At 64.2% G+C, this 22,267-nt stretch carries 25 protein-coding genes and 2 pseudogenes; 10 read left to right on the top strand and 17 right to left on the bottom strand.

Annotated elements, in window-relative coordinates; genetic code table 11:
• The 6 genes and pseudogenes from IB241_RS27625 to gspG all read right to left on the bottom strand — a co-directional run.
• Positions 1-221, bottom strand: a pseudogene (locus tag IB241_RS27625) (hypothetical protein); the annotation flags it as partial.
• Positions 218-2,509 carry a type II secretion system secretin GspD gene (gene gspD, locus IB241_RS25485; protein ID WP_192300943.1) on the bottom strand — a complete coding sequence of 764 codons (2,292 nt, stop codon included), beginning with the start codon at positions 2,507-2,509 and terminating at the stop codon, positions 218-220. The pseudogene IB241_RS27625 and the gene gspD, both read right to left, overlap by 4 nt.
• The gene (gene gspM / locus IB241_RS25480; protein WP_192300942.1) at positions 2,506-3,009 is read right to left on the bottom strand and encodes a type II secretion system protein GspM; all 504 of its coding nucleotides are present in this window, start codon (positions 3,007-3,009) and stop codon (positions 2,506-2,508) included. The genes gspD and gspM overlap by 4 nt, the downstream gene beginning before the upstream one ends.
• A complete protein-coding gene (gspL, locus tag IB241_RS25475) occupies positions 3,002-4,048 on the bottom strand; it encodes a type II secretion system protein GspL (RefSeq protein ID WP_192300941.1) in 1,047 nt (348 codons plus the stop codon). Before gspL ends, gspM begins: the two co-directional genes overlap by 8 nt.
• Positions 4,045-4,914 carry a type II secretion system minor pseudopilin GspK gene (gene gspK / locus IB241_RS25470; protein WP_192300940.1) on the bottom strand — a complete coding sequence of 290 codons (870 nt, stop codon included), beginning with the start codon at positions 4,912-4,914 and terminating at the stop codon, positions 4,045-4,047. The genes gspL and gspK overlap by 4 nt, the downstream gene beginning before the upstream one ends.
• 8 nt (positions 4,915-4,922) lie before the next feature.
• Positions 4,923-5,372, bottom strand: a complete 450-nt coding sequence (gspG, locus tag IB241_RS25465; protein WP_192300939.1) for a type II secretion system major pseudopilin GspG — start codon at positions 5,370-5,372, stop codon at positions 4,923-4,925.
• Positions 5,373-5,521: 149 nt separating this feature from the next.
• On the opposite strand from gspG, the gene gspI reads away from it, so the two are divergent.
• Positions 5,522-5,887 carry a type II secretion system minor pseudopilin GspI gene (gspI, locus tag IB241_RS25460; protein WP_192300938.1) on the top strand — a complete coding sequence of 122 codons (366 nt, stop codon included), beginning with the start codon at positions 5,522-5,524 and terminating at the stop codon, positions 5,885-5,887.
• Here gspI and IB241_RS25455 read toward each other — a convergent pair.
• Positions 5,874-6,305, bottom strand: a complete 432-nt coding sequence (locus tag IB241_RS25455) for a type II secretion system protein N (protein WP_192300937.1) — start codon at positions 6,303-6,305, stop codon at positions 5,874-5,876. The genes gspI and IB241_RS25455 overlap by 14 nt on opposite strands.
• A gap of 91 nt (positions 6,306-6,396) precedes the next feature.
• On the opposite strand from IB241_RS25455, the gene gspH reads away from it, so the two are divergent.
• Positions 6,397-6,849, top strand: coding sequence for a type II secretion system minor pseudopilin GspH (gspH, locus tag IB241_RS25450; RefSeq protein WP_192300936.1), 453 nt, complete (start codon positions 6,397-6,399; stop codon positions 6,847-6,849).
• Positions 6,846-7,571 carry a type II secretion system protein GspJ gene (locus IB241_RS25445; protein ID WP_192300935.1) on the top strand — a complete coding sequence of 242 codons (726 nt, stop codon included), beginning with the start codon at positions 6,846-6,848 and terminating at the stop codon, positions 7,569-7,571. Before gspH ends, IB241_RS25445 begins: the two co-directional genes overlap by 4 nt.
• A gap of 6 nt (positions 7,572-7,577) precedes the next feature.
• Here the strand turns inward: IB241_RS25445 and IB241_RS25440 are convergent, their stop codons facing one another.
• Genes IB241_RS25440 through IB241_RS25430 form a run of 3 tightly spaced genes read right to left on the bottom strand, consistent with a single transcriptional unit; the run spans position 7,578 to position 9,710 of the window.
• The gene (locus IB241_RS25440; RefSeq protein ID WP_192300934.1) at positions 7,578-8,504 is read right to left on the bottom strand and encodes a FecR family protein; all 927 of its coding nucleotides are present in this window, start codon (positions 8,502-8,504) and stop codon (positions 7,578-7,580) included.
• 37 nt (positions 8,505-8,541) lie between these two features.
• Complete coding sequence (locus IB241_RS25435) at positions 8,542-9,087, bottom strand: RNA polymerase sigma factor (RefSeq protein ID WP_192300946.1); 546 nt, start codon at positions 9,085-9,087, stop codon at positions 8,542-8,544.
• Complete coding sequence (locus IB241_RS25430; RefSeq protein WP_225595725.1) at positions 9,084-9,710, bottom strand: secretin and TonB N-terminal domain-containing protein; 627 nt, start codon at positions 9,708-9,710, stop codon at positions 9,084-9,086. Before IB241_RS25430 ends, IB241_RS25435 begins: the two co-directional genes overlap by 4 nt.
• 216 nt (positions 9,711-9,926) lie before the next feature.
• Here IB241_RS25430 and IB241_RS25425 point away from each other — a divergent pair, with 216 nt between their 5' ends.
• Together IB241_RS25425 and IB241_RS28050 are read left to right on the top strand one after the other, a co-directional pair.
• Positions 9,927-10,238, top strand: a complete 312-nt coding sequence (locus IB241_RS25425; protein ID WP_192300932.1) for a hypothetical protein — start codon at positions 9,927-9,929, stop codon at positions 10,236-10,238.
• A 156-nt stretch (positions 10,239-10,394) separates the two neighbouring features.
• Positions 10,395-10,502 (top strand): annotated as a pseudogene (locus IB241_RS28050) (manganese efflux pump); the annotation flags it as partial.
• Positions 10,503-10,661: 159 nt separating this feature from the next.
• Here IB241_RS28050 and IB241_RS25415 read toward each other — a convergent pair.
• Positions 10,662-11,729 carry an NAD(P)-dependent alcohol dehydrogenase gene (locus IB241_RS25415; protein ID WP_192300931.1) on the bottom strand — a complete coding sequence of 356 codons (1,068 nt, stop codon included), beginning with the start codon at positions 11,727-11,729 and terminating at the stop codon, positions 10,662-10,664.
• A gap of 147 nt (positions 11,730-11,876) precedes the next feature.
• Here IB241_RS25415 and IB241_RS25410 point away from each other — a divergent pair, with 147 nt between their 5' ends.
• Complete coding sequence (locus IB241_RS25410) at positions 11,877-12,695, top strand: alpha/beta fold hydrolase (RefSeq protein WP_192300930.1); 819 nt, start codon at positions 11,877-11,879, stop codon at positions 12,693-12,695.
• Positions 12,696-12,754: 59 nt separating this feature from the next.
• On the opposite strand, the gene IB241_RS25405 is transcribed toward IB241_RS25410, so the two are convergent.
• Together IB241_RS25405 and IB241_RS25400 are read right to left on the bottom strand one after the other, a co-directional pair.
• Positions 12,755-13,150, bottom strand: coding sequence for a DoxX family protein (locus tag IB241_RS25405; RefSeq protein WP_192300929.1), 396 nt, complete (start codon positions 13,148-13,150; stop codon positions 12,755-12,757).
• A gap of 83 nt (positions 13,151-13,233) precedes the next feature.
• Positions 13,234-14,109, bottom strand: coding sequence for a LysR family transcriptional regulator (locus IB241_RS25400; RefSeq protein ID WP_192300928.1), 876 nt, complete (start codon positions 14,107-14,109; stop codon positions 13,234-13,236).
• A 112-nt stretch (positions 14,110-14,221) separates the two neighbouring features.
• Between IB241_RS25400 and IB241_RS25395 the strand changes: the two genes are divergently transcribed.
• Positions 14,222-15,454, top strand: a complete 1,233-nt coding sequence (locus tag IB241_RS25395; protein ID WP_192300927.1) for a YbfB/YjiJ family MFS transporter — start codon at positions 14,222-14,224, stop codon at positions 15,452-15,454.
• On the top strand, positions 15,451-16,437 hold the full coding sequence (locus IB241_RS25390) for an NAD(P)H-quinone oxidoreductase (protein WP_192300926.1): 987 nt from the start codon (positions 15,451-15,453) through the stop codon (positions 16,435-16,437). Before IB241_RS25395 ends, IB241_RS25390 begins: the two co-directional genes overlap by 4 nt.
• A 167-nt stretch (positions 16,438-16,604) precedes the next feature.
• Here the strand turns inward: IB241_RS25390 and IB241_RS25385 are convergent, their stop codons facing one another.
• Together IB241_RS25385 and IB241_RS25380 are read right to left on the bottom strand one after the other, a co-directional pair.
• Complete coding sequence (locus IB241_RS25385) at positions 16,605-17,726, bottom strand: alkene reductase (RefSeq protein WP_192300925.1); 1,122 nt, start codon at positions 17,724-17,726, stop codon at positions 16,605-16,607.
• A 79-nt stretch (positions 17,727-17,805) separates the two neighbouring features.
• The gene (locus IB241_RS25380) at positions 17,806-18,483 is read right to left on the bottom strand and encodes a type 1 glutamine amidotransferase domain-containing protein (protein ID WP_192300924.1); all 678 of its coding nucleotides are present in this window, start codon (positions 18,481-18,483) and stop codon (positions 17,806-17,808) included.
• A 157-nt stretch (positions 18,484-18,640) separates the two neighbouring features.
• Here IB241_RS25380 and IB241_RS25375 point away from each other — a divergent pair, with 157 nt between their 5' ends.
• Positions 18,641-19,585 carry a GlxA family transcriptional regulator gene (locus tag IB241_RS25375; RefSeq protein WP_192300923.1) on the top strand — a complete coding sequence of 315 codons (945 nt, stop codon included), beginning with the start codon at positions 18,641-18,643 and terminating at the stop codon, positions 19,583-19,585.
• On the opposite strand, the gene IB241_RS25370 is transcribed toward IB241_RS25375, so the two are convergent.
• Positions 19,563-20,069, bottom strand: a complete 507-nt coding sequence (locus tag IB241_RS25370; RefSeq protein ID WP_192300922.1) for a GNAT family N-acetyltransferase — start codon at positions 20,067-20,069, stop codon at positions 19,563-19,565. The two genes, IB241_RS25375 and IB241_RS25370, sit on opposite strands and share 23 nt — an antisense overlap.
• Before the next feature lie 178 nt (positions 20,070-20,247).
• Between IB241_RS25370 and IB241_RS25365 the strand changes: the two genes are divergently transcribed.
• Positions 20,248-21,120: an undecaprenyl-diphosphate phosphatase gene (locus IB241_RS25365; RefSeq protein ID WP_192300921.1), complete on the top strand. Its 873-nt coding sequence runs from the start codon at positions 20,248-20,250 to the stop codon at positions 21,118-21,120.
• A 150-nt stretch (positions 21,121-21,270) separates the two neighbouring features.
• Here the strand turns inward: IB241_RS25365 and IB241_RS25360 are convergent, their stop codons facing one another.
• Complete coding sequence (locus IB241_RS25360) at positions 21,271-22,233, bottom strand: Dyp-type peroxidase (RefSeq protein WP_192300920.1); 963 nt, start codon at positions 22,231-22,233, stop codon at positions 21,271-21,273.
• Positions 22,234-22,267: the final 34 nt, after the last annotated feature.

Here is a 22,267-nt window from a genome sequence, read left to right as displayed (position 1 = left end):
TTCCATCTGAATACATGGAGATCCAAATGTGGGAGCGGGCTTGCTCGCGAATGCGGTGTGTCAGTCAACTCATTCATTGGCTGATCCACCGCATTCGCGAGCAAGCCCGCTCCCACAGTTTTGACCCAGTTCATCCCGCCCATTTCGGTCGGCTCTAAGGCCGCCGCGCTCTGGCTTTTGATCTGGGATCGCCCCGTAAAACCACGCTGGCCGACGATCACTGCGGCACCGCCCGAATCACCGCCCGCGGCCCCTGCTGCCCGCCCGGGATCGCCTTCTCCACCGACGGTAACTGCGGCGCCTGCACATCCGGCATCGCCCAACTATGCTCCGGCTGCAACCCACCCTGTGCCCGACGCATGAATTCATAACGGTTCAGCGTGATACTGCGCCCCGCGCCACTGTCACGAATGATGTAAGGCCGCAAAAACACCATCAGGTTGGTCTTGTTCACACTGCGCTTTTCATTGCGGAACAGCGCACCCAACCCGGGAATATCCGACAACCACGGCACCGCATCATTGCTCTGGCTGTAGCCATCCTGCAGCAACCCGCCAAGCACCATGATCTGCCCGTCATCCAACAGGATGCTGGTATCGATCGCCCGCTTGTTGGTCACGGTGCCCGCCTCCACCGAGGCCCGCGAGTCGACGCTGCTGACTTCCTGGTAGATGTCCAGCTTGACCGTGCCGCCTTCGGAAATCTGCGGCCGCACATTCAGCTTGAGCCCGACTTCTTCACGCTGCACGGTCTGGAACGGGTTGTTGCTGGTGCCGCCACCGCCGGTCACATAGCTGCCGGTGACAAACGGGATGGTCTGGCCGACAAAGATGCTTGCCGCTTCGTTGTCCAGGGTCAGCAGGTTCGGCGTCGACAGCACGTTGGTGCCGCCCTTGCTCTTCAAGGCGCGGGCCAGGACCTTGAGGTCGAGCACCTTGCCGATGCCGGGGATGTCCACGCTGCCGTTGACCAGGCCGATGTTCAGGCCCTTGGGCAACACGTCGATGCTGGTCTTGCTGGTGGGCGTGGCGTTCACGCCGCTGCCGCCCAGGTTGACCCCGCCAAAACCGCCCTTGCCCCCCAGGTTGCCGGCCTGCCACTGCACCCCGAACTCGCTGGCATCGTCCTCGCCGACCTCAACGATCAGGCTTTCGATCACCACCTGGGCGCGACGCTGGTCGAGCATGTCGATGACTTCGCGCAGGTTGCGGTATAGCGGGTCCGGGGCGGAAATCAGCAAGGTGTTGGTGGTGGCGTCGGCCTGGATGGTCACACCGCCGGCACTGAAGGCGGTGTCTTGATCCTTGGTAGTGCCGGTGCCGCTGGTTTGTTTGTCCTGGGCATAGCTGGACTGCACGCCACTGCCGGTGGGCGTGCCGCTGCCGTTTTGCGCGGCGCCGCCCTGGGTGTTCTGGCCATTGCCACCCATGGCACTGAGCTTGCCCCGCGCTTCATCGCTGACGCCGGACTCGCTCTCGCCGGTCAACAACCCACGCAGCGACTGGGCCAGCTTGCCCGCCTGGGCATTGCGCAGGTACACCACGTGCATATTGCTCGGGTTGCTCTGGGCATTGTCGAGCTTATAGATCAGGTTGCGCGCCAGCTCGGTGCGCTCGGGGCTACCGGAACGGATGATGATCGAGTTGGAGCGCGGGTCGCCGACCACGTTGATCTTCTGGGTCTGGTCGGCGCCTTGGGTGTCGAGCAGTTCGGCGACCATCGCGGCGATGTCCACGGCGATGCCGTTCTGCACTTTCACCACGTCGGTATCGATGGCGCTGGGGGTGTCGATGCCGTTGATGATCTGCGCCACGCGCGCGAGGTTTTCCGCGTAGTCGGTAATGACAATGCTGTTGTTGCCGGGGTAGGCGTTGATCGGGTTGTTCGGCGACACGATGGGGCGCAGCACCGGGATCAGGTTCACCGCGTTTTCGTACTGCAAGCGGAAGGTGCGGGTCTGCATGCCGCTGCTGCCGGCGCTGTAGATCGGCCCGCCGAGCAATTTGGCATCGGCTTCGGGCACCACCTGGGCGACGCCGCCCACGTCCACCACGCTGAAGCCCTGCATGCGCAGCGCCGCCAGCAGCATGTCGTAGGCCTGGTGCGCCGGCACCTGGCCTTCGCTGACCAGGGTCAGGTTGCCCTTTACCCGGGGGTCCACCAGGAACTGCTGGCCGGTGGCACGGGACAAGGCGCGCACCACCGCCTGGATGTCGGCGTCGACAAAATTGAGCTGCACCGGCTGGTCACCCAGTGGGTTGCGTGCCTTGAGCACCGCCGGGGCATGACCACGGGCGCTGCTGGTGATCGGATGTTGCACGGCGGGCTTGGGCGCCAGCTCGCGCTGGCGCTCCAACGCGCTGTCGCCGCCGCTGCGCCGGGTGTCGGCAAGGGGCTGGCCGAGTTCGCTGTCCACCAGCAACGGCTTGGTCGATGGGCTGTTGCATGCACTCAGGGCCAGCAACAGCAACGGCGCGGCCAAACGGAAAGGGGGGACTGACCACTTCATGAAGCTTCCTTAGCGCCAAGCGCCTGATCCATGCGAACGGTCCCGGACACAGTGCCGGCCGAGTTGTCGAGGGCATCCGGGGCACGCTGTAAACGCGCCGCGGACACCTCCAGGGAAAACGAACGGGGGCTGCCCAACAGCCAGTCCACCACGGCGTCGGCCGGGGCGTTGTCGAAGGTCAGTTGCCAGCCGCCGGGGGCCTGCGCCTGCAAGTGGTAGTGACCTTGCAGACCCGCGCTGTCGAGGGCCTGGCGCAGCGTCGCTTCATCGGCCTGGCGCGGCGCGGCGACGCCTTGCAACAACACCTGCAAGGCTTCGGCCTGGGCGCGCAGCTTGGGGGTTTCGACCTGCCAGTAAGCGATCTTTTTCAACGCTGGTTGGACCAGCACCAGCCAGGTCAACAGGCTCGCCAGCACCAGCCCGGCGCCACTCAGCAAGCGTTTTTCGCGCAGGGCCAGGCCGCTCCAGAACACACGCCATCGAGCCTTCCACTTATTCATCGCTGGCTCCCGCTACGGCCGGGCCGATGCTCCAGCCGTGTTCTTCGCGAGTCGCGGCAAACCCGGCCTGGGCCAGGGCGGCCTGCCACTCGGCCTGGGCTACCGGGTTGCGGGTGTCGGCGAGCAATTGCAGGTACAGGCGGCCCTGTTCAAAGGTCAGGCGCTCGACGCTGGCCACCATGAACGGCAGGTTGCTGCCCGCCAGTTGCAGCAGGCTGGAAAAGCGCTGGCCAGCATCGGCACCCGCGCCGCTCTGGCGCGCCGCCAATTGCTGGCGCGCCTGCTGCAACGGATTGAGCACCACCGGCAACTCGGGAAACGCCTGGCGTACTTGCTGGCTCATCAACGTCTTGAGCCGCAGGCCTTCGTCGACCTGGCGCGCCGCGTAAAGGTTGAGGCCCAAGGTCCAGATCGCGACAGCCAGCGCGACACACGCCAGCGCCCTGCCCCAGCCGCCGCTCGGCGTATGGCTGAGGCCTGCGTGCAAGCCCCAGCCGGGCACGGCGCCGCTCCAGCGTTGCGCGGCGTCCACCAGCGGCCTATCCAACGGTGGCTGGCCCAACGGGTGCACCGCGCCTTGTTGCAGGCTGTCACGTGTCAGCAGGTAGCCTTCGTCCAGCGCCGCCGTGCCGACCGGCAAGGCATAGGGCGCCGGGTACAGGCCGCGCAGTTTCAGTTGCAATTGGGCCAGGCGCTCCAGCCCGGCCTTGGGCAGCCACGCCACCTGCACACCGCCGTCGCTGTCACGCGGGCCGTGGGCTACGTGCATCTGTTCCACCGCACCGAGGATCAACGCTTGCGCGGCGCAGGCCACGGCGGCGGTGGTTTTCGCCGCGGGCAGTGGCGGCAATTCCAGGCGGGTGAGCAGGCTGTCACGAGGATGCAGAAAGCACTCCAGCGCCTGTCGACGATTGCGCAATTCGGCCAGGCTGGCGTAGCCCTCATCAATCACCACGCCACGCTCCAGCCAGGCGAATTTGACTTGGCTGTCGGCACTCAATTGCTCCAGTGGCGGCAAGCCAATGCGCAGGCGCTTCATACGCCCACCCGCGACCAGATCACTTGCGGTTGGCGGTCTTCGGGGCGGTGCAGCAACGCATCGATCGTGACCCGGCGTTGCTCACGCCGCGCCTGGCCCTGCACGCGAAACCACTCGCTGGTAATCCCCACCAACACCGATTCCACAGCGACCTGCGGCAAGTGCAGGCGGTTGACGAAATCCCCCCGGTTGATAAACCAGCGCCCGCTGTCGCGCTCGGCCACCAGCCCCTGGGCCTGGGCCAGGCTCAGTTGCGGCACCACAGCACTGAGCACTTCGGCGCTGGCGGTGTTGCCGTTGACCCAGGTCTGGCCGGGCAACACGCTGATATACGCCTGCAAGCGGCGCAACAGTTGCGGGTCGAGGCCTTCGATTGCGCTCAACTCATCCAGACTGCGCAGCATCGGGTATTTGGCCGGTACTTCATACGAGCCGATCACCCGCTGGCTGATGCGCCGGCTCACGGCAGGGTCGACGCCCAGCGTGCGGCACAGGCGTTCAAAGCCCTGCAACTGCTCGTTATCCACCTGCTGGCGATTGACCAGGTTGCGCAGGTTGAACTTGCCCTGCTCGTCGTCGATGCGCCCTTCGAACACGCCGCCCTGCACCCGTGCCCACGGCTGGTCGAGACGGGTCAGCACATCCTTTTGCCGCGCCTCCCAGAGCATCTGCCGGCTGCGCTCCAGGCTGCCCTGCAACAGCCATGTGCCCTGCAGGCGCAACTGCTCGGCCTCCAGGCTGCGGGTGAACACGGTCTGGCGGGTGAGCATGGCGCCGGCCAGCACCGCCACCACCGCCGCGATCAGCAACGCGCTGATAATCGCCATGCCGCGCTGCTTCGCCGCTGTGGGCGAATGCCGTTTCATGGCGCGCCTTACAACTGCCAGGAGCCGATGTCGGCGTTCACGCCGTCGCCATCCGGTTGGCCATCGGCGCCGAGGGAGAACACGTCGATCTCGCCGTTGGCGCCCGGGTTGAGGTAGTGGTACGGATGGCCCCAGGGGTCGTTGGGCAAACGGTCGAGGTAGGCGCGCCAGCTGCCGTTTTTCGCATCGGCCGGGCGCTCCACCAACACGTTGAGACCCTGGTTCATGCTCGGGTAGGTACCGTGGTCGAGGCGATAGAGTTTCAGCGCCTGCATCAACCCGCCGATGTCCTGCTTGGCGGCTGTGGCGCGCGCCTGGTCCGGACGGTCGAGCACCTTGGGCACCACCATCGCCGCGAGGATGCCAAGGATGACCACCACCACCATGATCTCGATCAACGTGAAGCCACGCTGGCCGCGACGGCTCTGCATCAGGGACTTCAGGGGCGCGATTTCCATCTCGACATTCCTTGGCTTGAGTGCATTTCGAGGCCGCAGTGTTGCAAGAACACATGTCAGTCGTATTGAAAATCCTCGGGAGTTTCGGTCGCCAATCGGTCAACTCGCGGCGTTAGTCTGCGGGCCTGTTTCCCCGGTTTGAGAGCGCCATGCACGGCCGTCGCAACGAGAGCGGTTTTACCCTGATTGAAGTGCTGGTGGCGCTGGCGATCATTGCCGTGGCCATGGCTGCCGCCGTGCGCGTGGCCGGCTTGATGACCCAGAGCAACGGCCTGCTGCGCGACAAGTCCATGGCGTTGCTGGCGGCGCAGAGTCGCCTGGCGGAGCTGCGCCTGGAAGGCGGGCTGCGCAGCGGCAAGAAGACGTTCGAGTGCGATCAGGGCCGCCTGAAGCTGCGCTGCGAGCAAACCATCAATGCCGATGGCCGACTGTTTCAGGTCGCGGTACGAGTGCTCGATGCCAGCCGCGAAGCACCGCCGCTGGCGTGGTTGCAGACGCAGGTCATGGCCGAGTGAGGCGCGGCAACGCGGGGCCGTCCGGCAGCTTTTCGAGGTGGACGCGAACCTTCTCGCCCGCACGTTCGATCTCCACGGCATCGCCCTCGATGGCCGTCAACCGCACGCCGGGGCTGAGGCGTTCACCCAGTAAAAAGCTGCGCGGCGGGCCGTCGTTGAGGCTGAGGATCGCCACCGCACCACGGGCTCCGGCAAGCACGCCGGTGACTTTGACCTGGGGCGTCGTCGCCACATTGGAAAACCACTGCAACGCCGGATTATCGCTGCGTGCGGCCAGCGCCTGGGGTGTGGCCGGTGGCGTGCTGGATTCGGCGGATGTGAGCAGCAGCGGCGCCCAGATGGCGACGCCAGCCAACGCCGCCAACACGCCCAGGGCCTGCACGCCATGGGCGGGTGAAACACGAAGGGTAAATGCCATGGGGGACCTCCTGTTTGTCCGTGGCCTCAGCCTACAGGCCAATTCGCACGTTTTTATTTCACAACCTCGCCAGTTCTCCAGGTGCCGACCGATGAAACAGCAAGGCTTCACCCTGATCGAACTGATGGTGGTGCTGGTGATCATCGGCATCGCCAGCGCCGCCATCAGCCTGACCATCAAGCCCGACCCGCTGCAGCGGCTGCGCAAAGACGCCGAGCGCCTCAGCCAACTGCTGCAAATCGCCCAGGCCGAAGCCCGCGCCGACGGGCGGCCGATCACCTGGCGCGCGGATGCCAAGGGTTATCGCTTCAACCGGCGCAGCGATGATGGCGCGGGCGTGGACGCGTTCCAGGGCGACAGCTCATTGCGCCCGCGCCTGTGGGACAGCACACCGATGCAGATCAACATCGAGCCGCGACAAACCCTGGTACTCAACGCCGAATGGATCAACCCACCCCTGCGCGTAGTGCTGTCGGACGGGCAACACAGCCTCAGCCTGCAACGCGACCCCGCCGGCCTGCTGCGCGTGGTGAGCCAGCCATGAATAATCCTGTAGTGAGCGGGCTTGCCTCGCGCTGGGTGGCGAAGCCGCTCCAAACCCAGGCACCGCGGTATTCCCCAGACGCCGCAGCGCGGGGCAAGCCCGCTCACTACAAAGGCAATTTGTCGGTTCATGCAGCGCAACGGGGCTTCACCCTGATCGAAGTGATGGTGGCGATCATGCTGATGGCGCTGGTCAGTGTGATCGCCTGGCGCGGGCTCGACAGCGTCACCCGTGCCGACCAGCACTTGCAGGCCAGCACTGAACAGACCGAGGCGCTGCTGCGGGCGCTGAACCAGATGCAACGCGACCTCAGCCTGCGCGCCAGCGTCGAACTGACCGCGCCCGAGGCGCCAAAAGCCGAGGGGCTGGCCGCGGTGACTGTGCGCAGCTCCGACAGCAAGGGCTTTCGTCTGGAGGTGATCCGCAGCGCACCGGCGCTGGGGGACGGCCTGCAACGCGTGCGCTGGTGGCTCAAGGGTGACGCGCTGTACCGCGCCGCCGCACCCGCACGGGATCGCTTCCCGCTGCCGGCGGCAACGGATGGGGTGAGGGTGCTGGCGGGCGTCAGTGACTTGCAGGTACGGGTGTGGGAGCAGGACAAGGGCTGGCGGCAGTTGAGCGGCAATCGGCGGGACGACCCATTGGGGCTGGAGATCAGCCTGGTACGCCAGACGCCCCAGGGGGTTGAGCGCTATCGGCAGGTGGTGGGGCCGCTGAAGTAAGGCGGCTCAGCTCAACAACACCACGCCACCCGGCAGTTCCGTGCACTTGGCGCCGTACGCATCGCGAATCAACAAGGCCACCCCGGCCAGTTGCTGCAAGCTGAAGCGGGCCTGCACGCGACGCTGGCCCAGCTGCTTGTTGAGCAGCACCAGCATGCCCGGCCGGTAGCGGTTGATCTCGTCCACCACCGTGGCCAGCGTGGCGTTGTTGAACACCAGCACCTGCTCGCGCCAAGCCACCACAGCCTGGGTATCCACCGCCACCACAGCACCGATCCCCCCTGCGCCATAGGTCAATTGCCGGCCGCTGCCCAGGCTGACGCTGTTGCCGCCCACGTCCACCGACAGCGAGCCTTCGATGCAGGTGACGCACACCGTCTGGTCAGTGTTGCGCACATTGAACCGCGCCTGGGCCGCACTCACCCAACCGGCGCCGGCCTGGACCTTGAGCGGCTGCGCCAGGTGGGCGACCACTTCGACTTCGCCTTCGAGCAATTCAATGCCCGGCCCGATCCGGCTGATGCGTGTCTGCGTATTGAGCTCCAGGCTCACGCCGTCGCTCAACAGCACTTGGCGCTGCTCGCCGACTTCGGTGCGATAGTCCGCCGTGAGCCCGGCAAAGCCGCCCGGCGTCCCCACCCGCACCATCACCACGGCGGCCGAAGCGGCAATCGCGCCACCGAGGAATGCACGGCGGCCGAAGCGACGCGGCTGCGTCGCCTGCTCAAGGGCCGGGGCGAGTTGCTGCCACAGCACTTTGGCCTGCTCGAACGCCTGGGCATGTTCCGGGCTCTGCTCGCGCCAGGCCTGCAAGGCCTTGGCATCGGCCACGGTGGCGCGGCCCGAGGTCAGCAGGAGCAGCCAGTCGCGGGCTTCGTCATGCAGGGGGCTGGCGGATGTTTCCCGGGCGGTGGAGAGGCTAAAAATGTTCAAGCGCGCACATACTCACGGTTTTATCAGGGACTCGACACTAAGACGGTTTTCCGGCCCCGGGACCGAACCGCTGAATCACTTTTCTTTCCAGACGCTTGGCGCAATGGCCAAGGGCGGCCTTGATTTCCTTCTCGACCATGCGCGTGGAGATGCCGAAACGCTGGGAAATTTCCAGGTGCGGCGCTTCTTCCAGGCGGGCGGCGATCAGGATTTTGCGCCGGCGGGCCGGCAGTTCGTAGAGCGCCTTGACCAGGGACTGGATCTCACGCTGGCCCCCCACCACCCGCGACGGGTCCTGGGCTTCGTCGGCGGTTTGCAGCAACTCTTCGACCTCGCTGCCGGTGAGCAGCCGGGCGTCGGCCTGGCGGCGGTCGGCGGCGATGTTCAGGGCCATGCGGTACAGGTAGGCGTTGGGTTGTGCAAGGTTCGGCGGCATGTCCATGCGGTCGACCCGCAGGTAGGTTTCGTGCAGCACGTCGTTGGCCAGGTCCTCCGAACCCAGGCGCTTGCGCAAACGCACCTTGAAGTCCTCATAGGACGCCAGGAACAAGCTGACCATCGTACTGTGCCCGGTATTTTTCATCCGCCCGAGGCTCCCTTCGCTGCTGTGCATTCCATGCGTGTTCCTGTTGTGTCGGGCATCAAAAGTAAAGTCACCGGCTGGCGCAGCGAGCTGGGCGCCGGGCGTTCGACCCGCGCCGCGCCCAGGCTGCGCACCAGTGCTTCATCGCGTTGTGCGTCGCCGGTGGAGCTGACCAGCCGGCTGTATTGGATCACCCCGTTCGGGTTGACCCACACCTGGACCAACGCCCGGAAACTGCCAGGCCGGGTCAGCGGCGAACGGCACAGGCTGGCCTCGATGGCTTGCTGCAAGGCGGTGGCATAACTGTTGTTGATCCGCGCTGCATTCCGCCGCTCGCGGGTGTGACTGACCTCGGGCACCTGCAAGGTGAACGCGTCACTGCGCGCATAACGCGCCATCAGGCCACTCCCGGTGAGCAACATCGCCAGTGCCTCCTGCGCCGTGAAGCGCCCATGCACGCCGATGGAACGCCGACCCCGGGTGAGTTCGCGATCAACCAGCACCGCCATGCCGGTAGCGCGGCTGTAGGCTTGCAGGGCGTGTTCCAAGTCTTGGGGCGGCAGGTCCAGCAGCAACCCTGGCTCTGCCTGTGCGGACGCCGCCCCCGTCAGCAGCAACAGCAGGACCCAGGCGCAAACGGCGCGCCTCCAGCCCCCCTGTTCACCTCCCGCTCTGCATCGCTGCACGGCCGACGTGTCCTCGAAAACCGTCATCCTGAGGCCAGTTTATGAACCTGATGTTACGGTGATAGCAAAAAAAACATCACGGTGACGACAAGCCCGCTGCATTACACTTTCAAACCTAACCGGCCCACCCCTCGGGCCTGCCAGGAGGCCCCGATGAAGCTAGTCCCGACCCTCGCCAGCCTGCTGCTGTGCGCCGCCCTGCCCCTGCTCGCCCATGCCGACAACGCGGCACGCACCTGCACCGAGGTGTCGGTGGATGGTTACAAGGCACCCGACTATGGCTGCCTGAGCCAACAGATGGGCGGTGACACAGACGCGACCAAGGCGGCGAAGAAAAACCGCGAGGCGCAACAGATCCCGATCGAAAAACGCCCGCCGAACGCGGTGGGTCTGGCCACCCCGGCCGCCACGGGCGTGCGCATGGGCAATACCTTCGGCAACTCGGTCAAGCCGCAACGGCCTTGAGCCTGTTGACGAAATATTCATCTTTGCCTGCCTATGATCGCCCCCCTCGTTGAGGAGTAACCGTGTCCACCGACGCCTTCGCGCCGGCCTGATCTTTGGCGTGATTGAAGCCATCACACCGATGGTCGGCTGGGCCATCGGCCATGCCGCCACGCGCTGGGGCGAAAGCTGGGCACCGTGGTGGGCAAGCGTGCGCAGATGGTTGGCGGGGTGGTGTTGATGCTGGTGGGTGCGACGATTCTGTATGAGCACCTGTCGGTCTAAGCAACAGCGCTGAGCAAACATGTGGAAGCGGGCTTGTGTGGGAGCGGGCTTGCTCGCGAATGCGGTGGATCAGTCAACATATCTGTGTCTGATACACCGTCTTCGCGAGCAAGCCCGCTCCCACATTAAGCCCGCTTCCACCTGGGACTTACGGTGTTACTAGGCAGCGTTGCGCTCTTTTTTCAGGCTGTCCATATCGATCACAAAGCGGTATTTCACATCGCCCTTGAGCATCCGTTCATACGCCTCATTGATGCCCTGGATGTCGATCATCTCCACATCCGAGACAATCCCATGCCTGGCACAGAAATCCAGCATGTCCTGGGTCTCTTGGATCCCGCCGATCAACGAGCCCGCCAGGCTGCGGCGCTTGAAGATCAGGTTGAACACCGACGGCGACGGGTGCGGGCTGTCCGGCGCGCCGACCAGGGTCATGGTGCCGTCACGCTTGAGCAGGTTGAGGAAGGCATCGAGGTCGTGGGGCGCGGCGACGGTGTTGAGGATGAAGTCCAGGCTGTTGGCGACCTTGGCCATCTCGTCCGCGTTCTTTGACACCACCACCTGGTCGGCGCCCAGGCGCAGGCCGTCTTCGCGTTTGTTTGGCGAGGTGGTGAACAAGGTCACGTGGGCGCCCATGGCGTGGGCGATCTTTACCGCCATGTGGCCCAGGCCGCCGAGGCCGACCACGCCGACCTTCTTGCCGGGGCCGACCTTCCAGTGGTGCAGCGGCGAATAGGTGGTAATGCCGGCGCACAGCAGCGGTGCCACGGCCGCCAGGTTGGAATCGTCGTGGGAGATGCGCAGCACAAACTTCTCCTTGACCACGATGCTGTCGGAGTAGCCGCCAAACGTGTTTTCGCCACCAAATACCGGGCCGTTGTAGGTGCCGGTGAAGCCGTTCTCGCAGTATTGCTCTTCGCCCTCGGCGCACGACGCGCAGTGTTGGCAGCTGTCGACCATGCAACCGACACCGGCGAGGTCGCCGACCTTGAAGTGCTTCACGCCTGCGCCCACCGCCGTGACACGGCCGACGATTTCATGGCCCGGCACCGACGGGTACAGGGTGTTGTTCCATTCGTTGCGCGCGGTGTGCAGGTCGGAGTGGCAGACGCCGCAATAGAGGATGTCGATCTGCACATCCTCCGCCCCCGGCGCGCGGCGTTCGAAGGTGTAGGGCTTGAGGGCATCCTTGGCGTTCTGCGCGGCGTAGCTGTAAGTCTTGGCCATTTCGTTCACCTGTGTGATCGGACAGTGGAAGTCAGTGGACCAGCATAGACGCTGAACCGTTCAACCGAGCACACCCGTACAAGCCCTTTGTCCGATTTCACGCAATAGTGAACTACAGTTCTCTTCCCACCCACCCAGGAGTTTTCCATGAGCACATTCGTTGCCAAAGACGGCACCCAGATCTACTTCAAGGATTGGGGCAGCGGCCAGCCCGTGTTGTTCAGCCACGGTTGGCCGCTGGATGCGGACATGTGGGAATACCAGATGGAGTACCTGAGCAGTCGCGGCTACCGCACCATCGCCTTCGACCGCCGTGGCTTTGGCCGCTCGGACCAGCCCTGGACCGGCAATGACTACGACACCTTTGCCGACGACATCGCGCAGTTGATCGAACACCTGGACCTCACAGACGTGACCCTGGTCGGCTTCTCCATGGGCGGCGGCGACGTGTCGCGCTACATCGCACGCCATGGCAGCGCCCGTGTGGCCGGCCTGGTGCTGCTGGGCGCGGTGACGCCGATCTTCGGCCAGCAAGCGGATTACCCCCAAGGCGTGCCGCTTGATGTATTTGCCGGGTTCAAGGCCGAGTTGCTCAAGGACCGTGCGCAATTCATCAGTGATTTCAACACGCCGTTCTATGGCCTCAACAAGGGCCAGGTGGTCTCCAACGGCGTGCTGACCCAGACCTTGCAGATCGCGCTGATGGCGTCGCTCAAGTCGACCGTGGATTGCGTCACCGCCTTCTCCGAGACCGACTTCCGCCCGGACATGGCCAAGATCGACGTACCGACCCTGGTGATCCACGGTGACGGCGACCAGATCGTGCCGTTCGAAACCACCGGCAAAGTGGCCGCCGAGCTGATCAAGGGTGCCGAGCTGAAAGTCTACAAAGACGCGCCCCACGGCTTTGCCGCGACCCACGCCCAGCAGTTGAACGAAGACCTGCTGGCCTTCCTCCAGCGCTGAACCAGGGTCAACAGCCTACCTGTGGCGAGGAAGCTTGCGCCCTCGCCACAGGCAATGCGCTACGTGTTGACTGCCGGGCGTTGGCCCAACGCCAGGCGCCCTGGCCCGCTGATCAGCAACGTGGTGAAGATGATCAGCAACAACCAGCCAAACTGCGCCTCGAACAGCGTCCACTCGGGATGCACCACCAGCAACGCGATCAACAGCACCGCAAGAATCGGCAGGCACGCCAGCCGCACCAGCACCCCGGCAATGATCAGCAACGGGCACAGCACCTCGGCGAAAATCGCCAAGGCCAGGGTGATAGGCGCACCGAGGTGGAACGGGTCTTCGATCAGCTTCAACTGCTCGCTGTAGTTGAGCAACTTGGGCAGGCCATGCACCCACAGCAAAAACAACGCCCCGCTGGCCCGCAGGAACAACAGCCCCAGATCCTGATACTTTGATTCGTGCATATGCGCTCCGGTGTGAGTTGACCTTCTGTCGCGGTCGATTCTGTCGACAGGCGCGCGCGCACGCTTGCAAGCCTGTGCTGACCTCACTCCCCCGTGCCGGCAAACGCCGCGACGATTTCATCGATCACCACCCGCACCCGTGCGGTGTGGCGCAGGTCGGCGTGGGTCACCAGCCATACGTCGTAGGGCGTCGGTCGCGTGCGCTGCGGCCACAGGCGCACCAGGCCGTCGCGCTCACCGCTGGCCACCGGGATTTCACCGATGCCGATGCCGGCGGCAATCGACCGGCGCACCAGCAGGCTGGAACTCAAGGCGGCGACAATGCGCCCACGGCCCAGCGGCTCGGACACCAGCGTCAGGTCCTTCTGGTGTTGCAGATAGGGTTGATAGACCACCAGGTCGTGGCCGTCGAACAGGCTGCCGGGCTCGGGCACACCGTGACGCTCGACGTAGCCTTGGGAGGCAAACAAGCCCACCGGCCAACGGGCGATGCGCCGGGCGATCAGGTCGGGGTTGTCCGGGCGCGTGTTGCGCACCGCGATGTCGGCTTCCCGCTTGGCCAGGCTGAGGATCTGGGTGGACGCGTCCAATTGCACGCGTACGTCGGGGTGTTTGTCGTGCAAACAGGCGATGGCCGGGATCAGGAAGTCGATGGCCAGGGAGTCGGTGGTGCTGACCCGCACAGTGCCGGTCAGGCGCTCATCCAGGCCCTGGATCTGGCGTTGCAGATCAAGGGCCGAGCGTTCCATTTTTTCCACCGAGAGCAAGGCCGCCTCGCCAACGGCGGTCAGTGCGTAGCCCTCGGAGGTGCGCAGGAAAAGCGTCGCGCCCAGGGATTTTTCCAGGGCATTGACGCGCCGGCCAACGGTCGCCTGGTCCACCCCCAGCACCCGCGCCGCCCCGCGCAGCGTGGATTCGCGGCAAACCGCGAGGAATACCCGTGCATCGTCCCAATTCATGCGTTTCTCCAGTGCTGCATATATGCATCAGTGTGAAGCTTAATCGCAGCATTATTGCATCGATAATCCTGGCTATGCTGGGCGCCAGAGAAAAATACCCAGGACCGCCCCCATGCATGACCTCCACGCTTGTGCTCGTCGCTCGATCTGGCTGCCGATCTTCGCCGGCCTGTGTGCCAGCCTGGTCAGTATTGGCCTGGCACGTTTCGCCTACACGCCACTGATCCCAAGCCTGATCCAGGCCCACTGGTTCAGCGCCAGCGATGTGGTGTACCTCGGCGCCGCCAACCTGGTGGGCTATTTGATCGGTGCGCTGATCGGCCGGCCCCTCGCCCAACGGACTTCCAACACCACCGCGTTGCGCCTGATGATGGTCGCGGTGACCCTGGCGTTCTTTGCCTGCGGCTTTCCGTTGTCGGTGGCCTGGTTCTTCGGCTGGCGCCTGCTGTCGGGGGTGGCCGGTGGCGCAATCATGGTGCTGGTGGCGGCGACGGTGCTGCCCCATGTCCCGGCAGCGCGGCGGGGCTTGGCAAGCGGTGCGATCTTCCTCGGGATCGGCCTGGGGATTGCCGGTTCAGGCACCCTCGTGCCGCCGCTGTTGCGCCTGGGCCTGCAGCAGACCTGGTTCGGCCTCGGCCTGTTGGCATTGGTGCTGACCGCCGCAAGCTGGTTGGCATGGCCCCACGGCACGCAGCAGGAACCCGCACCACCGGCACACGCGCCGCTGCCCACCCCCGCCGGTGTGTACCTGTTGTTTGCCCAATACGCCTTTATGGCGGCGGGCCTGGTGCCGGCCATGGTGTTCCTGGTGGACTACGTGGCCCGTGGCCTGGGGGATGGCCCGCAGGTCGGCGCGATGATCTGGGTGATGTACGGGCTGGGCTCGATTATCGGGCCGGTCACCTATGGGTACCTGGCTGACAAACTCGGGGCCCGCGCCAGCATTCGCCTGGTCCTGGTGGTGCAGGCGCTGGCCGTCGGGCTATTGCCCTTCGCCGGCTCGTTCACCGCCCTGGCGCTGCTGGCGGTGATCCTTGGCTCGTTCCCACCGGGCATCGTGCCGCTGGCCTTGGCGCGGGTGCATGAATTGCTGCCCGACCATCACCAGCAACAGCTCGCCTGGAGCCGTGCAACGGTGTCGTTCGCGACATTCCAGGCACTGAGCGGGTTTGCCTATTCAGCCTTGTTCAACAGCAGCGGCGGCGACCATGGGTTGTTGTTCATGATTGCAGCCGGGGCGATCGTGGTCGCGCTGATGCTGGAACTGGGTATGTTGCAACTGAACCGCCGACCGTCCGCTACGGTCCCACCCCATACGCTTACCGCTACAGGACTTGCAAAATGACCCTGCCTACCGACATGACCCTGATTGAAATCACCACTCCCGGCGACCCCGAAGTGCTCAAGCCACGCCAGGTCCCCGTGCCCACCCCGGGCGCCGGCGAAATCCTGATTCGCGTGCACGCTGCCGGGGTCAACCGCCCCGACGCCTTGCAACGCGCGGGCAAGTACCCGATGAAGCCCGGCATGAGCCTGATTCCCGGCCTGGAAGTGGCGGGTGAAGTGGTGGCACTGGGCGACGGGGTCAGCGCCTTCGCCCTCGGCGACAAGGTTTGCGCCCTGACCAACGGCGGCGGCTATGCGCAATATTGCGCGGTGCCTGCCGGCCAGGCGTTGCCGATTCCCGAGGGCCTGTCGTGGCTTCAAGCCGCCGCGATCCCGGAAACCTTCTTTACCGTGTGGGCCAACCTGTTTGGCATCGGTGGCGCGCACAAGGGTCAGCGCGTGCTGATCCATGGCGGCACCAGCGGCATCGGCACCACCGCACTGATGTTGTGCCGCGAATTCGGCATCCAGGCATTTGCCACCGCCGGCAGCGCCGAGAAATGCGCGGTCATCCGCGACCTGGGCGCCGAGGCGATCAATTATCGTGAGCAGGACTTCGCCGAAGTGATCGGTGCCCAAGGCGTGAATGTGATCCTCGACATCATGGGCGCCTCGTACCTCAACACCAATCTCAAGGCCTTGAGCATGGATGGCCGCCTGGTGATGCTGGGCTTTCTCGGCGGCACCAAGGCCAATGACGTGGACTTGCTGACCATCCTCGGCAAACGCGCGATTGTGACCGGCTCACTGCTGCGCACGCGGACTGCGGATGAAAAAGCCGCCATCGCCGCACAACTGCGCGAACACGTGTGGCCGGCGCTGTCAGCCGGGCGTTGCCTGCCGATGATCGATCAGGTGTTTGAGTACACCGACGCCGACAAGGCCCATGCGCGGATGGAAGGTGGGGAGCATATCGGCAAGATTGTGTTGAGGGTGATCTGAACCCGCACAAATCCAATGTGAAAAGCAGGCTTGTGTGGGAGCGGGCTTGCTCGCGAAGACGGTGTATCAGACACAGATACTTTGACTGAACCACCGCTTTCGCGAGCAAGCCCGCTCCCACATTTGATCTCCCACATTTGATTTGCTGTGTATTGAAGGCCGCCGTTTTAACGGTAAGTCGGGTAATCGATATAGCCCTGCTCCGAACCCCCGTACATGCCTTCGACCCGCAGCGGGTTCAGCGGCCAGCCATTGAACAGGCGTTGCGGCAGGTCCGGGTTGGCAATGAATGGGCGGCCAAACGCGATCAGGTCCGCCAGCCCCGCTTGCACCAGTTTCTCGCCACGCTCGGCGGTATAGCGTCCGGCGTAGATAATGCGGCCGCTGAAGCTGTCACGCAGCGCACGCCGGAAGCTTTCCGGCAATTGAGGTGCGTCGTCCCAATCCGCCTCGGCAATGGAAACGTAGGCGATGCCCGCCGCTTCCAGCATTTTGACGGCTTCGATGTAAGTGTGATGTGGGTCTTCTTCCACCAGGCCGATGTACACGCGGTCCTGGTCGGTGCCACTGAACAACGGCGAAAAACGCACGCCCAGTCGATCCGGCCCGACCGCATCGCTGACCGCCGCGACAATCTCGCGCAGGAAACGCAGGCGGTTATCCAGCGAACCACCGTATTCGTCATCGCGCTGATTGGAATGGGCCGAAATGAACTGGTTGACCAAATAACCATTGGCCGAATGAATCTCCACCCCATCGAACCCCGCCGCCATCGCGTTGCGCGCGGCCTCGGCATACAAGCCGACCAGGTCCTTGACCTCTTGCGTATCCAACGCACGCGGCACTGGCGGTTGCACCAGTTCACCTGCGCCCGGCGCGGTTTCGATGAACGCCTTGACCTGTTTCGGCTGGATCGCCGACGGCGCCACCGGAGCTGCGCCGCCTGGTTGCAACGCGTGATGGGAGACGCGCCCCACATGCCACAACTGAGCAAAGATCACCCCGCCGTCAGCATGCACGGCGTCGGTGACGGTGCGCCAGCCATCGACCTGCGCCGCGCTGTAGATCCCCGGCGTCCACGCATACCCCTGGCCACGGGGCTCGATCTGCGTGCCCTCGCTGACCATGAAGCCGGCCGACGCACGCTGGCGGTAATACTCGGCCATCAAGGCGGTGGCGATGTCACCGGGTTGGGCGCTGCGCTGGCGGGTCAACGGCGGCAGCACAATGCGGTTGCCCAGTGTGTGCCGACCCAGTTGCAGTGGGGTGTTGAGAATATTGTCTGTCATGTGCGGTTTTCCAAATCCTGGACGAGCAAAAGCCTTGGCGACTCCTCGGGAGCCGCCAATCAAAAGGTAATGAATGAACTTACGCGGTGAGTTTCAGCAGCGCCTTGGCCACATCGCTGGAGCTGCCCGGGTTCTGCCCGGTGACCAGCAAACCATCGACGATCACAAAGGATTGCCAGTCGGCGCCCTTCTCGTACTTGCCGCCGAGTTTCTTGAATTCGTCTTCAACCAGGAACGGCACCACATCGGTCAATTCCACCGCGGCTTCTTCCGAGTTGGAGAAGCCGGTGACGCGACGCCCCTTGATCAGCGGCTCACCGTTGACTGCCTTGACGTGACGCAGCACACCCGGTGCGTGGCAGACGAAACCAATCGGCTTGCCGGCGCGTTCGAAGGACTCGATCAGCGCGATCGACACCGGCGACTCCGCCAGGTCCCACAACGGACCGTGGCCACCTGGGTAGAACACCGTGTCGAAATCGGTGGCGTTGACCGCATCCAGCTTCAACGTATTGGCCAAGGCCTGCTGCGCGGCCGGGTCGGCGGCGAAGCGGTGGGTCTGTTCGGTCTGGAAGTCCGGCAGGTCGCTGACCGGGTCCAGCGGTGGTTGCCCGCCGGCCGGGGATGCCAGCACCACCTCGGCACCGGCGTCCTTGAACGCGTAATAGGGTGCCGCAAACTCTTCGAGCCAGAAGCCGGTCTTGCGGCCGGTGTCTCCCAACTGATCGTGAGAGGTCAAAACCATCAATACTTTCATTGTCGAGTGCCTCGGGATGAGTGTGGGTTGAAGCTTAGGAGCCTGGGTTGCACGGCACAACGTCATATCCGCAAGGTTTTCGGACATGCACGGTGGCGGTTGCCGTTTGCCCGCCGCGCGCGGACAATTCCACCTCCCCTGCCCTTGGAGAGATGCGATGCACAGCGTGGCGCTGCTGGTTTACCCGAATTTTGAGTGCCTGAGCCTCAGTGTCGGCTCGGTGTTCGAGTGCGCGAACCTGCTGCGTGGCGAGCCGGCCTACGAGTTTCACCTGGTGTCGGAGCGTGGCGGCGCGGTGATGACCTCCCAGGGGTTCTCGGTGAACACCACGCCGATCCGCGCCGAAGGCTATGACACGCTGATCGTCGGCGGCTACATGGAGTTCCGCCTGCCGGAGGCCAACCTGCTGGAATTGGTCAAGGCCGCTGCCGTCCAATCGCGGCGTGTTGCATCGCTGTGCATGGGTATTTTCGTGTTGGCCGACGCCGGCCTGCTGGAAGGCAAGCGCACCACCACCCATTGGATTCACGCCCCGGCATTTCGCAAGCGCTACCCGCAGATTCAATTGGAAGAAGACCGCTTGTTCGTGGTCGACGGCCAGATCTGGACCGGCGCCGGCATGAGCGCCGGCGTGGACATGGCCCTGGCCATGGTCGAGAACGACCTGGGCAGCGACCTCGCGCGGCGCATCGCCCGCAAACTGGTGATCGCCCAGCGGCGCGGCAGCGAACAGTCGCAGCTGTCGGCCCTGCTGGAGCTGGACCCCAAGTCAGACCGCGTGCAACTGGCCCTGGCCTATGCCCGCGAAAACCTGACCCACGATCTGTCGGTGGACGCCTTGGCCGATGTCGCACGGCTCAGCCCGCGCCAGTTCAGCCGGGTGTTTCGTGAAGAAACCGGCCAGACCCCGGCCAAAGCCATCGAATCGCTGCGGGTGGAAGCCGCGCGGACGCTGATGGAGACCAGCCGCCACCCGGTGGAAGTGGTCGCCCGCGAAACCGGCTTCGGTGATCGCGAACGCATGCGCCAGGCCTTCCTGCGCGCCTTCGGCCAGCCGCCGCAGGCAATGCAGCAAGCGTTTAATGCAGCGCCACCCGCGTGATCAGGTAGTTCACCAACTGCGGTTCGTCATCCAGTTCAAGCAGTTGCACCGGGCGCGGCAGGTTATCCAGCACCGTGCGCCAGAACGCCTGGGACACTTCGTCCTGGTCATAAAAACGCACCAGCCAGTTGGATGCGCCACTGCACAGCACCTGGGTGGCGATAGCGCGCCCGATGCCTTTGCGCCGGTAGCGCTTGAGGATAAACAGGTCGGCCAGCTCCAGCGCATCAATGCCGGGCAACTCGCTGCCTTCGATCAGCAGGAAGCCGGCGATAAAACCATCCACCAACAACAGGTTGGCGCTCCACTGCGGGTCTTGCCAGTAGCGCGCCAGGTGTTCGTCATGGATGTAGAAACGGCCGTCCCCTTCGACATCTTCCTGTTCCCAGTCCGACGACTCATAGGCGTAGTACTGGTAGAGATTGCGGATCAGCTCGGCGGCTTCGGGGCCGGTCTGGATCAGTTCGACGGTGGTTTCGGACATGGGGCTCTCGGTGAAAAAATGCAGGGCGCCATTGTTCACAAAACCTTCGCGCAGGCCAATACATTGTCCAACCTTTCTGTTTGCTGAACCGATTGCGGATTTACCCTGCCCTGGCCAAATTCCTGAAACATTTAGAATAGACTTCGCGCAAATCCCCCTTTTCTCAAGGACACGCACCGTGACCAACGTCTGTTCCGCCGGCCTGGATGTGGGCTTTGCCTCCCTGGACTACTTGCAGATCTTCATCCTGGGCGTGATCCAGGGCATTACCGAGCTGCTGCCGGTGTCGTCCACCGCCCACATGCGCGTGGTCCCCGCCCTGCTCGGCTGGCAGGACCCAGGCTCGGCGTTTTCGGCGGCGATGCAGCTGGCGGCGCTGGCGGCGGTGGTCAGCTATTTCTGGCGCGACGTGCACCAAGTCACCACCGGCAGCATCGGCGCAGTGCGTCGGGGCGACTACAACGACCGCTGGTTCAAGCTGGCCGTGGCGATTGTGCTGGCGACGATACCCATCGGGATTGCCGGGTTGGCGCTGTCTTCGACCTTGAACGCATGCAACTCGCCGTTGCGTGGGTTGATGGTGATCGGCATTTCCTGCGTGGTCATGGCGGTGCTGCTGGCCGTCGCAGAAGTACGCGCACGCCACACCCGGGAGATGGGTGAGATGCGCCTGCGCGATGCGCTGATCGTCGGCATTGCGCAGATTGGTGCTTTGATTCCGGGGGTATCGCGCTCGGGTTCCACCCTCACCGCCGCACTGTTCCTCAACTTCAAGCGTGAAGAAGCGGCGCGTTTCTCCTTTCTGCTGGGCCTGCCGGCCATTGCCCTCGCCGGGTTGAAGGAGCTGTGGGTACTGCTGCGCGCCGACTTGCCCGCGCATGCCTGGCCGCATCTGTTGTTTGGCCTGGTGGTGGCGAGCGTCTCGGCGTTTTTTGCGATCTGGGGGCTGATGAAGTTTTTGGAGCGGTTCTCGACCTGGCCGTTTGTGATCTACCGGGCGTTATTGGGGGTGTTTCTGATTGTGGCGGTCAGCACTGGCCTGCTGAGCTGACTCCATTGCGAAAGCACATCCAATCCAATGTGGGAGCGGGCTTGCTCGCGAAAGCGGTGGATCAGTCAACCTATTCAGCGACTGGCACACCGTATTCGCGAGCAAGCCCGCTCCCACAAAAGCCCGCTCCCACAGTTGGACTGAGTTGTTTTAGAGGCCGCCGCTTCGATCGGCCAGTTCTTCCAGCAGGTCAGCCGACGGCACAAAAAACAACCCACCCGTCACCGCCGTACTGAAATCCAGCAAGCGGTCATAGTTGCCTACCGGCCGCCCGACAAACATATTCTCCAGCATCAATTCCAGCGGCTGCGGCGAGCGCGCGTAGCCGATGAAATAGGTGCCGAACTCCCCCGCCCCAGGCCGCCCAAAGGGCATGTTGTCGCGCAGGATCTTCACCTCATTGCCGTCCTCGTCGGTAATCACCGTCAGCGCACTGTGGGCGTTGCTCGGCTTGGCCTGGTCATCCAACTCGATATCCGCCAGCTTGGTGCGCCCGATCACCTTCTCCTGGGCCTCCACCGTCAGGCCGTTCCAGGCGTTCATGTTGTGCAGGTACTTCTGCACCAGCACGTAGCTGCCACCGCGGAATTCGCTGTCCTCATCACCGACAAGGGTGAAGCCTTCGGCCTTGCGCCCCACCGGGTTCTCGGTGCCGTCGACAAAGCCGATGATGCTGCGCATATCGAAGTAGCGGAAACCCTGGACCTCGTCCACCACCTTGACGCTATCCCCCAGCGCCGCCATCAACTGGGTGGCCAGTTCGAAACACAGGTCCATCTGCTCGGCGCGGATATGCAGCAGGATATCCCCCGGCGTCGCGACGGCCATGCGCCCCTGCACCCCAAACTCGCGAAACGGATGCAGCGCCGCCGGGCGTGGCGCACCGAACAGCCGGTCCCAGGCATCCGAGCCAAACCCGCAGACACAGGTGAGATTGCCGTCCGGCACGCGCTTGCCCACCGAGCGCACCAACCCGGCGATGTCGGCGCACCAGGCGCGCACCGTATCGACATTGCCGGGCGTCAAGGTGGCGACCATGAAAATTGCGCTGCGGGTGATCGGGTGGCACACCGACTGCGGTTCCAGAGGTGGCAAAACAGAGGATGGGGTCATGGTGAACGTCCAGACTAAAGGGCGAGATTAAACC

The organism is Pseudomonas sp. PDM05, assembly GCF_014851685.1.
Classification (GTDB): domain Bacteria; phylum Pseudomonadota; class Gammaproteobacteria; order Pseudomonadales; family Pseudomonadaceae; genus Aquipseudomonas.
The sequence above is the reverse complement of the archived record's forward strand: the minus strand, read 5'-3'. Positions and strand labels throughout refer to the sequence as shown.